Genomic DNA, 10,843 nt, shown 5'->3' with positions numbered 1-10,843 from the left:
TCGATGATGGGATTCAAGTCCTTTAATAGTGCTAGAAGAACCTTGAGAGGAATTGAAGCGATGAACATGATTAGAAAAGGACAAGTGAAAGGGATAGAACAAGGGGATAGTGTGTCTCAAGTAAGGTTTATTGAATCAATCTTTGGAATTGCTGCATAGAACAGAGCGAATGATGTAGATTATTCAGCGTTAAAAATTCTTGCGACAGAACCGTCCTATTTACCTTACCACCCACCAGTTTTTGCGACACAACCGGTAAAACCAGGCAAGCGAGGTATGATCCTGTATTTTATCTCTTCTCTAAAGTTATGTTTGTTGTCAATGCCCTTTTTGTCACTCTACTCATCGAACCGCTTTTAGCAAATCATATAGGCTTTGAAACTGCTGAAACAGTTTTTCATAGGTTGGTTCCGAAGCTGGATGGATTACCCTTTTGTCGCCTGTCACTTGTTTCAAGATATCCTCCAGTGAAGCTACACCTGCCCCAACGATCGCTAATAATGCTGCACCATAGGCTGCTCCTTCTTCTGCTTGAGGAATGACGAGCTTCATTTGCAGCGCATTTGCCAGGATTTGCAGCCACAGCTCTGATTTAGTACCGCCTCCAGTTGCAATGAAAGTATCTACCGCCGTCAGGGGAACCATGACTTGATGTACTGCCCGTAGGCTGAGTGCCACACCTTCCAACAGAGCGCGGATCAGATCTGACTGACCGTGTGCCAAAGCTAGATTAATCCATGCACCTCTCGCTCCAGGGTCAAGGTAGGGCGATCGTTCTCCAGCCAAGTGGGGGATAAATAAAACCCCTCTCGCCCCAGCAGGCGATCGTTCTGCCAAAGCCATCAGCTCAACATAGTTAGCCTCCGGTGCAAAGATATCGCGATACCAGCGCAAAGAACCCGCAGCAGCTAACGTGACACCCAGCAAATGATAGCTACCATCTGCATGGCAAAACAGATGAATGCGTCCCTGCGGATCGGGAGTTGGCTGGTCAAGCGGCGCAAAAATGACGCCAGAGGTTCCCAGACTGATACTGCCTTGGCGCAAATTCGCTGAAGAGATGCCTAAGCCGATTGCCGCTGCTGCATTATCCCCTCCTCCAGCGACCACAGGCAGTCCTGCAGGCAGTCCGATTTTCTCTGCCAGTTCCGGCTTGAGCCGTCCGCCGATCGCAGTTGACTCAATCACCGCTGGAAACAGATCGACGCTCACCCCCAATGCCTGAAGCACCTCTTCATCCCACTGACGCGTTTCGAGATGCAAGCAGCCTGTTCCTGATGCATCCGAAGGTTCCGTAAACCACTCGCCCGTCAGCACATACCCCAGATAGTCCTTGGGCAGGAGAACTTGCTGAGTCCGAGCATAGGCCTCTGGTTCCTCGCTGCATAGCCAGATAATTTTTGGAAGCTGAAACCCGGTCACAGCAGGATTACCCGTACGCTGAATGAGGGTCGATCGCGGCACAATCGATTCGATCTGGGAAACGGCTTGCTCGGTGCGCTGATCGTTCCACAAAATTGCCGGACGAACCACTTGCCCTTCTGCATCTAGAGCAACCATCCCGTGCATCTGACCGGACAATCCCAACCCGATCACCTGATCTGCCTCGATTTGCTGTGCAACTTCCTTGAGAGCTAACAAGCTAGCAGATGTCCACTCGACCGGATTTTGCTCTGTCCAGCCTGGACGGGGAGACAGCAAAGGGTAGCTGCGCGTCGCCTGAGCCACCACCTTTCCTGATAGATCGATCGCCACGACGCGAACCCCGCTCGTTCCCAGGTCCAAACCTAGCGCTATGTTCCTCATCCCAAAATTCCTTATCAATTAATCGTTTGCCGTTGCCAAAAGCTTCTGTGCTGATTCCTTATCTGTAATGAGTCCGTTAATGAGCTTGCCCTGCAAAGCTGCCCGAATCGCTTCTATCCTCTCCGAATCACCTGCTACGCCAATTACCAGCTTTTGAGTAGGCTGTTCTAGCGGTACACTGGCAACGCGACTGTTCGTTGCTCCTTCAATCAGCATTCCTTCACGATCGTATGCCCAGCCTGCAATTTCACCCACGGCTCCAGCCTCGACTAACTCTGTCACTTCTGCATCATTAATAAATCCATCCCGATGCAGGGGGCAGTCCCAGCCAATTTGACCGATACCAACAAAGGTTGCTTTTGCCTGCTCTGCCAGAGCTTTGATTGTGAGAAACGATCGCTGCGTCTGGAGTAGCTGTCGTTCTTCTACGCTGGTGGCAATCACCGGAGTTGGAACGGGGTATGCTTGAGAGCCAACGCGATCGGATAAATGCATCACCACTTCATGCCGACCTGCATGACCGTAATGAGACAAATTGCCAACGATCGAAATGACCTTGTGCTGGGGCTGGTTCATGGGCGAAATCTGCTCCACCACTGATCGAAGCATTCGTCCAGAGGAAAACGCAAGGATGAGCGGCGTGCGTGTCATCAGGTAGTTTTCCAGATGGGTCGCCGCACAGATGCTAATGCCGTTCCGTGGATCAGTTGTTGTAGGAACGACTTCGCAAACGGCAAGTCCCCATCGATCGCGCAAAGCTTCTGCCAGGGCAATACAGTTGCTGAGCGGGTAATCGAGCCGAAATTTGATCAGCCGTTCACTCACAGCTAAAGCAACCATACGCTGTGCGGCCTGTCGAGAGATTTGTAACTTGATCGCAATCTCATCCTGAGTATTTCCGGCAATGTAATAGAGCCATGCAGCGTGGGCAGCAAGGTCAAGTTTTCGATCGCGGCGAATTGAGGAGAAGTCGTTCATGGCGGATAAAGGGGGAGAAAGAAAATTCAGAATGAAAAGCAGCGCGATGACTATTGTTCATCGAAATCACGACAAATTAATCATCTGAAACTTGTCAGCGAAAGAACAGCCTTCATCAACACCGTTTCGCTAAAAACCCCACCAAATCTTCATCTTTTTGAGCATTTACCTAAAGACTGAGAAAATGCTCAATTCTTGGATGAAGCCATGCTACTGCCCACCGGTGATCTCTAGATTGAAGCCTGTAATATAGGTTGCTTCCTCGCTCATCAAGAAAGCAACTCCACTAGCGACCTCTTCCAGGCTGCCCAATCGCCGCATCGGTACGGACTGAATCATCTGCTGCTCTACGACTTTTGGATCGGTGTCAAAATACTGCGAACCAACTGCCGCTTGGAGTTCCGTTTGCCTCGTCCACATATAGCCAGGTCCGATCAGGGCAGGCGATAGCGCATTAACACGAATCTTATGGAGAGCCAAATCCTTGGCTGCTGTTTGTGTCATCCCAATCACCGCAAACTTTGATGCACCATAGGCCAGCATATTCGCCGGACCGACTACGCCTGCATAGCTCGCAGTATTAACGATCGCACCACCACCCTGCTGTTTAAGACAAGTTGCAGCAGTTTTAAGCACATGAAATACTCCAACGACATTAATCTCAATTACTTTCCGAAAATCATCTTCTGGATAATTATCGGTCGTTGCAAATGCCCCTTGATAGCCTGCGTTGTTAAATACATAATCAATATGCCCAAACTGGTTGATTGCCCGATCGAAGGTTGCTTTGACTTCATCAACATTTGTGACATCACAGCGTAGTGAGGCGATCGGCACTTTGTAGTTTGCCAACTCTGCAGCAACTTCTGCCTGCTTCGTTTCATTTAAGTCCAGTAGGATGATTCCCGCGCCGCTGCTCGCAAAGCGATGAGCCACTGCCCGCCCAAAGTCACCTGCACCGCCTGTAATCAAAATTGTTTTATCAGTGAAAGAATAGGTGGCTGTCCCCGCTTGAGTTGCCATTGATTTGTATCCTTTTGTAGATAAGCTTTGAGTTGTTTTTTGAGAGGATTAGCTCAATTGCATGACCCTGGTTTGCTGCGTAATGAGGTGGATTACAAAGTAATGCAGCAGAAGTGCAACAGAGGCTGAAATGATTCGAGGATAAGCAAACGCTACTTTAGCTGTCTTCGAATATGTATCAGGTTCATCAATAAATGTTGCAACTTCCCTCTTTTCCTCTCAGGCTTCTGTGAAAGCCATCTATATTCTTATTATTGAGCATCTGCTCGAACCCTGAGTATTAAATCAAGATAAATCAACAATCTTTCGCCAAGGAGTTAATGCGATGCGAGTACCCCGCTTCGCCAAGCTATTTTTTGCGATGTGCGTCGGTTTTTTCCTGGTGCAGCTTCATGCCTGCTCACCCCAACAGTCCAACCAGGCAAGCGGTGGTGGCGGCGGCGAACAAGCGACCCTGACGATCGCCACGGTCAATAACGCCGACATGGTGGTGATGCAAAGGCTATCGAACCAGTTTGAAAAAGACAACCCAAATATCGACTTGAATTGGGTGGTGCTGGAGGAAAATGTCCTGCGGCAGCGCGTCACCAACGACATTGCCAATAAGGGCGGACAATTTGACGTGATGACGATCGGCACCTACGAAGCTCCAATTTGGGGTAAGCAGGACTGGCTGAGGCCGCTGGAAAATCTTTCGGCGGACTATGATGTGAACGATATTTTGAAGCCAATTCGAGATGCACTGTCGGTAGACGGCAGGCTCTATGCACTGCCCTTCTACGGCGAGAGTTCGATGCTCTACTACCGTAAGGATCTGTTCCAGCAAGCAGGCATCACGGTTCCGGAACAGCCAACCTACACCCAGATTAAGGAATGGGCAGCTAGGCTGCACAACCCGAATGCGGGTGTGTATGGCATTTGTCTACGAGGCAAGCCAGGTTGGGGTGAGAATACGGCCTTTGTTACCACGATGGCGAACGCTTATGGCGCAAAGTGGTTTGATGCAAATTGGAATCCGCAGCTGACTAGCCCAGAATGGAAGGCAGCAGTGAATGACTATGTGTCGATGCTGAAGCAGTACGGTCCTCCAGGAGCAAGCTCAAACGGCTTTAATGAAAACCTGGCTCTGTTCTCCACCGGCAAGTGCGGCATGTGGGTGGATGCAACGGTGGCGGCTGGTTTGTTGTCGAACCCGCAGGAATCTCAGGTGGCAGACACAGTGGGCTTTGCACGCGCGCCGATTCAAGCGACGGGCAATGGTTCAAACTGGCTATGGGCGTGGTCATTGGGAATTCCCAGTTCGTCTAAGTCACCGGAGGCAGCTCAGCAATTTATCGAGTGGGCAACTTCGAAGGAATACGTTCAGCTTGTTGCACAGGAAAATGGTTGGGTTGCTGTTCCGCCGGGAACTCGCGCTTCTACCTACGCCAATGCGGAGTACAAGAAAGCCGCTCCCTTTGCGGATACCGTGCTGAAGTCGATTGAATCTGCTCAGCCGGGACCGACTGCCACTAAACCTTATACAGGCATCCAGTTTGTGGGAATTCCTGAATTCCAGGCGATCGGGACTCAGGTCGGTCAAACGCTGGCGTCAGCTCTCACGGGTCAGGTGTCGGTAGACCAGGCGTTGCAGCAAGCACAGTCCTCTACAACGAATGCGATGAAGAGTGCAGGCTACCTCAAGTAAAGCTGGCAGCCGCGAGGGTGATTTGAGCAGGACAAAAATTAGGCTACTTGCTTGAGATTGCCCTCAAAGCAGCTGGTGCTGTGGTGATAGGTATAAGGGTGGGTTTCAAACCTGCCCCTACAAGATCCATGACTCACCTCATGGATACGAATTCTGCTTCAACAAATTGTTTTGAGATTCATCTCTATATCCATTCACATTTATGTCTTCACTGACATTTCAACCCAATCCGCAAGCTGGACCCAAAGGCCGATCGCGCCGATTACCCAATACGTCTTTGCTGACTGGACCATCGATCATTGCTTTACTGCTATGGATGATTGTGCCGCTCGTGATGACGGTATGGTTTTCGTTTCAGCGATATAACCTGATTAATCCGGCTCTGCGCGGCTTTGCCGGGTTTTCTAACTATATGCGCCTGCTCAGCGACGGATCGCTCTGGTCTTCGATCGGCGTCACGCTCATTCTGGTCGGCTCGGTGCTGGTGATTACGATCGGCTTCGGAATACTGCTGGCAGTCCTGTTTAACGAAGAGTTTTGGGGACGCGGGGTTGCCCGAATCCTTGCAATTAGCCCTTTCTTTGTCATGCCAACCGTGAGTGCGCTGATCTGGAAAAATCTGCTGATGCACCCGGTCAACGGTCTGTTTGCCTTTTTTACTCGCTCACTGGGACTGGGGGCAATCGACTGGTTCGCGCAGTATCCGCTCCTGTCAGTCATTTTGATTGTGTCGTGGGAGTGGCTGCCGTTTGCGCTGCTGATCTTGCTGACGGCGATTCAGTCTCTCGATCAAGAGCAGGTCGAAGCGGCTCGGATGGATGGGGCAAAGGCGATCGCTACGTTTCGGTTTGTCACGCTGCCGCACCTGAGTCGAGCAATTGCCGTGGTTGCCATGATTGAAACCATCTTCCTGCTGACCATCTTTGCGGAAATCTTTGTAACGACGGCAGGGGGACCAGGACTGGCGACAACGAACTTGGCCTATCTCATCTACATTCGGGCACTGCTGGATTTTGATGTGGGCGGTGCGTCGGCAGGCGGTTTAATTGCGGTCGTGCTGGCGAATATTGTGGCAATTTTCCTGATGCGTCTCGTCGCGAAGAATCTGGACACCTGAACTCTAGAGCGAATTCACTGGAAATCAAAATGGCAACTCAATCCGATCGTCGGCTCTATCGCAAAATATGGCTTTCGCTGCTGGGCTGGGCAGCCGGAATCCTGCTGTTTTTCCCCGTCTTTTGGATGTTTTTGACCAGCTTTAAACCTGAAGTCGAGGCGGTTTCAGCCGTGCCGCAGCTCTTCTTTCAGCCAACGCTGGAAAACTACGCCACCATTCAGGAACGGGCAAACTACTTCAACTTTGCGATGAACAGTATCGTCATCTCAGTCGGCTCGACGCTGCTGGTGCTGCTGTTGGGCGTTCCGGCGGCATACGCGATGGCATTCTTTCCCACTAAGCGAACTAAAAGTACACTGCTGTGGATGCTGTCTACTAAAATGCTGCCTTCTGTAGGCGTTCTGGTTCCGATTTATATTTTGTTTCGCAACTCTAATTTGCTCGATACACGCATTGGTTTGATTTTGATCTATACGCTGATTAATCTACCGATCGCCGTTTGGATGATTTACACCTTCTTCAGAGACGTTCCGAAAGAAATCCTTGAAGCGGGTCGGATGGATGGGGCAAAAACTCGTCAAGAGTTATTTCACGTCCTGTTACCGCTTTCTCTCCCCGGCATTGCTTCTACTGCTCTCCTCTGCATCATCCTGTCCTGGAACGAGGCATTCTGGAGCATCAACTTAACCACGACCAACGCAACACCCCTGACTGCTTTTATCGCCTCCTTTTCCAGTCCACAGGGTTTGTTCTGGGCAAAGCTTTCTGCCGCCTCTTCACTGGCGATCGCCCCCATTCTGATTTTTGGTTGGATGAGTCAGCGTCAGCTTGTCCGAGGTCTCACGTTCGGCGCAGTTAAGTAAACGTCTGCTCAACCCTATTCCCTTGTACTTTTACTTCACCAACCTGTCCGTAAGGAGAAACTATGGCATCCGTCACGCTCAGAAACATTCGCAAACGATATAGCGATACAGAAGTCATTAAAGGCATCGACTTAGACATCAACGATCGTGAATTTGTGGTTTTTGTTGGTCCGTCAGGTTGCGGGAAGTCAACCCTGATGCGAATGATTGCCGGACTGGAAGACATCACCTCAGGCGATTTATTGATTGACAGCAAACGCTCCAACGACATTCCCGCAGCCGATCGCGGATTGGCAATGGTATTCCAAACCTACGCGCTTTACCCCCATATGACTGTTGCTGAAAATATGGCGTTCAGTTTGCGGTTAGCAGGGGTTCCCAAAGCACAGCGGCTACAGCGGGCGCGAGAGGTAGCAAGAATCCTTCAGCTTGAGCCGTTGCTCAATCGCAAACCCAGAGAACTCTCTGGCGGACAGCGACAGCGTGTGGCGATCGGACGGGCACTGGTCCGCAGTCCGAAGGTCTTTTTGTTTGATGAACCGTTGTCAAACCTGGATGCTGCGCTGCGGGTGCAAATGCGGATTGAATTAGCCCGCCTGCATGACAGCCTGCAAGCAACAATGATTTATGTAACGCACGACCAGATCGAGGCAATGACTCTGGCAGACAAGATTGTCGTGCTGCAAGCTGGCGTGATTGAGCAGGTGGGATCGCCACTCGAACTCTATCACCATCCCCGCAATTTGTTTGTTGCTGGATTCATTGGTTCACCCAAGATGAATTTCCTGTCTGCGACAGTGACTGGCATCAGTGAGTTTGAAGGCGTGACGATAACGCTGAAGAATCGAACGGCAATTACCCTTCCAGTGCATGCGGGAGGGGTGAAAATTGGTGATGCTGTGACGCTGGGAGTTCGTCCAGAACATTTGCAGCTCGTTGGTTCACATCAGACAGATCATCATGGAGCCAGTTCCCGCATCATTCAGGGAGAAGTGCTTGTTGCAGAGCACTTGGGCGGTGAAACTTATCTCTACTTACAGATGGAGGGTGGCGAAAGCTTGATGGTGAAAGCGGACGGCAACAATCGCAGCAATCTACACGATCGCGTTTCCGTTCAAATCGATCGAGATACCTGTCATTTGTTCAATTTAGAGGGAGTGACGCTTCCTCCGCTCCAGCATTCGGCAGTTCCTCAAAGCGTTTAATCCTCAAGGTTCCCTCCCGCGGCAATTTTTTGGGGAACCTTTTGTAATGAAGGCTTCAAAGTTCCGGCGTTGCTGAATCGAAGAATGAAGCCAAAAATTGATATCCTGTATTGCCCCCGTAGTTCTCTTTCTGCCCCACGTTTGGGGGACTTCCGAACTGATGAACGAGCACAGCTTCTGCCGGGTTGGGAGGCTAGGGGGGCGAATCATACGCTATTCAGCAACGCCGCAGTTCGTTAGGAGCGGGGGCAAAGTGAAGAATGAAAGGGGCAATGTAGCATTGCAAATACTTTTCAAGCATTCTCTAATTTACGTTTGACAACATTATTCCTGCATTAATCGAAAATAAGGAATTATGAATCTCCAAACTCATGCTCCAGTTCAGCTAACAGAAGCTACTTTATTCCATCTCTCTCCTGAGATTCGCATTCCTCAGTACGATCGCCACACCATTACTCCGGGGATTGTGCATATTGGTGTCGGTGGATTTCATCGGGCGCATCAGGCTGTTTATCTGGACGACTATTTTCATCAAAGCGACGATAAACAGTGGGGAATTGTGGGCGTCGGGCTGCTGGAATGGGACAAGCGGATGCGGGATGCGCTGCAATCGCAGGACTGTCTCTATACGCTCGTAGAACGTTCGGCAGCAGGCGATCGGGCAAGAATAATTGGCTCAATTGGCAAGTATCTTTATGCCCCAGATAATCGTCAGGCAGTAGTCGATGCAATGGCGGCACCAGAGTGCAAAATCGTCACGCTCACTGTTACCGAGGCAGGCTATTACTACATCGAAGGCAGCGGTGAACTGGATGTAAACCATCCCACGATACAGTATGATTTGCAGCATCCCGAGCAGCCGATCGGTGCCTTCGGATTTCTGATTGCAGCACTCGATCGCCGTCGTCAAGCCGGATTGCCGCCCTTCACCATCCTGTCCTGCGATAACATCCAGGGCAACGGGAATGTGACTCGTAAAATGGTGACCGCTTATGCTGAACTAGCGAACCCCAGCTTAGCTGCCTGGATTCAAGAAAACGTCAGCTTCCCCAACAGCATGGTGGATCGCATTACGCCTGCCACGACGGATGCCGATCGTGCGATGGTTGCCGAGCAGCTTGGCATTCAGGACGGCTTCCCGGTCGTGACAGAACCGTTTATTCAGTGGGTGATCGAAGATAATTTTTGTGCCGGAAGACCTGCTTGGGAAACGGTAGGTGTCCAGTTTACCAACGATGTACATTCCTACGAAAAAATCAAGATTCGCTTGCTTAATGCCAGCCATTTGCTGATTGGTTATTTAGGTGAGCTGGCAAGCTATCGCTATGTGCATGAAGTCATGGCAGACCCACTGTTTCGTCGGGCAGTTGAACAACTAATGGAGGAAACGACCTCAACATTGAAACCCGTTCCCGGTATGGAGCTAACTGCCTATAAGCAAACTCTCATCGAGCGATTCTCGAATCCCAGAATGCCAGACCAGCTTCCCCGCCTTTGTCTCAACGGAGCCGCCAAAATGCCGAAATTTGTCCTGGGAACGGTGCGCGATCGGCTTCAGCAATCCGCTTCTGTGAACTATCTGGGTTTAGTCGTTGCGGCTTGGTGTCGCTATCTTCAAGGCACGGACGATCAGGGACGCAAGATTGTGATTGATGACCCGATGGCAGAGATTCTCACCGACCGGGCACAAAGTTCAGACGCCCCGCGATCAATCCTGCGCCTGACTGAAATCTTTGGCGAAGATCTATCCCAGGCTCAGGAATTTGTGGAGGTAGTCACCGCTCATTTCCACAGTCTGCGCGATCGGGGAGCAAAAGCAACGCTGGCAGATTTAGCTTAGCCTCGAAGCTTATTTTGCAGTTGATGCACGCCTGTGTCAATCCGTTGCACCATGCGTTCTGAAAATTCGGCGATCGTCGCAGCATCGACTTGCGTTAAGCCCTTTTTGCCGTCCCGTCAAATTTTGGGTTCTGTCGCAAGAATTTTTAACGCTGAATAACCTACATCATTCGCTCTGTTCTATGCAGCAATTCCAAAGATTGATTCAATAGACTTGTCGGGAAATAAGCAAGAATAGAAGGCAGAAATGGGATAAGCAAATGCTGGATATTGAACGGGTGCTGACACAAGACCGCTTGCTGCGCGCTTTAACTGGCTTGAATCG

At 50.5% G+C, this 10,843-nt stretch carries 8 protein-coding genes and 1 pseudogene; 6 read left to right on the top strand and 3 right to left on the bottom strand.

Going from position 1 to position 10,843, the window contains the following annotated elements; translation table 11 throughout:
- Nucleotides 1-159: pseudogene (locus tag NDA02_RS27420) on the top strand (IS6 family transposase); the annotation flags it as partial.
- A gap of 183 nt (nucleotides 160-342) precedes the next feature.
- On the opposite strand, the gene xylB reads toward NDA02_RS27420, so the two are convergent.
- The 3 genes from xylB to NDA02_RS27405 all read right to left on the bottom strand — a co-directional run bounded on the left by xylB (nucleotide 343) and on the right by NDA02_RS27405 (nucleotide 3,807).
- Nucleotides 343-1,806 carry a xylulokinase gene (xylB, locus tag NDA02_RS27415; RefSeq protein ID WP_190792644.1) on the bottom strand — a complete coding sequence of 488 codons (1,464 nt, stop codon included), beginning with the start codon at nucleotides 1,804-1,806 and terminating at the stop codon, nucleotides 343-345.
- An 18-nt stretch (nucleotides 1,807-1,824) separates the two neighbouring features.
- On the bottom strand, nucleotides 1,825-2,784 hold the full coding sequence (locus NDA02_RS27410; protein ID WP_190792643.1) for a sugar-binding transcriptional regulator: 960 nt from the start codon (nucleotides 2,782-2,784) through the stop codon (nucleotides 1,825-1,827).
- A 210-nt stretch (nucleotides 2,785-2,994) separates the two neighbouring features.
- Nucleotides 2,995-3,807 carry an SDR family NAD(P)-dependent oxidoreductase gene (locus tag NDA02_RS27405; protein WP_348249898.1) on the bottom strand — a complete coding sequence of 271 codons (813 nt, stop codon included), beginning with the start codon at nucleotides 3,805-3,807 and terminating at the stop codon, nucleotides 2,995-2,997.
- A gap of 325 nt (nucleotides 3,808-4,132) precedes the next feature.
- Between NDA02_RS27405 and NDA02_RS27400 the strand changes: the two genes are divergently transcribed.
- The 5 genes from NDA02_RS27400 to NDA02_RS27380 all read left to right on the top strand — a co-directional run bounded on the left by NDA02_RS27400 (nucleotide 4,133) and on the right by NDA02_RS27380 (nucleotide 10,519).
- On the top strand, nucleotides 4,133-5,494 hold the full coding sequence (locus tag NDA02_RS27400; RefSeq protein WP_190792641.1) for a sugar ABC transporter substrate-binding protein: 1,362 nt from the start codon (nucleotides 4,133-4,135) through the stop codon (nucleotides 5,492-5,494).
- A 202-nt stretch (nucleotides 5,495-5,696) separates the two neighbouring features.
- On the top strand, nucleotides 5,697-6,611 hold the full coding sequence (locus tag NDA02_RS27395; RefSeq protein WP_190792640.1) for a sugar ABC transporter permease: 915 nt from the start codon (nucleotides 5,697-5,699) through the stop codon (nucleotides 6,609-6,611).
- 29 nt (nucleotides 6,612-6,640) lie between these two features.
- Entirely contained in the window at nucleotides 6,641-7,474 is an 834-nt protein-coding gene (locus NDA02_RS27390) for a carbohydrate ABC transporter permease (protein WP_190792639.1), read from the top strand.
- Nucleotides 7,475-7,536: 62 nt separating this feature from the next.
- Entirely contained in the window at nucleotides 7,537-8,679 is a 1,143-nt protein-coding gene (gene ugpC, locus NDA02_RS27385; RefSeq protein WP_348256268.1) for a sn-glycerol-3-phosphate ABC transporter ATP-binding protein UgpC, read from the top strand.
- Between the two features lie 355 nt (nucleotides 8,680-9,034).
- Nucleotides 9,035-10,519: a mannitol dehydrogenase family protein gene (locus tag NDA02_RS27380; protein WP_348256267.1), complete on the top strand. Its 1,485-nt coding sequence runs from the start codon at nucleotides 9,035-9,037 to the stop codon at nucleotides 10,517-10,519.
- Nucleotides 10,520-10,843 lie beyond the last annotated feature (324 nt).

This window comes from Leptolyngbya sp. ST-U4 (assembly GCF_039962215.1).
Taxonomy (GTDB): Bacteria; Cyanobacteriota; Cyanobacteriia; order Elainellales; family Elainellaceae; genus Leptolyngbya_A.
Note: the sequence above shows the minus strand (reverse complement) of the source record. Positions and strands in the feature narration are given on the sequence as shown.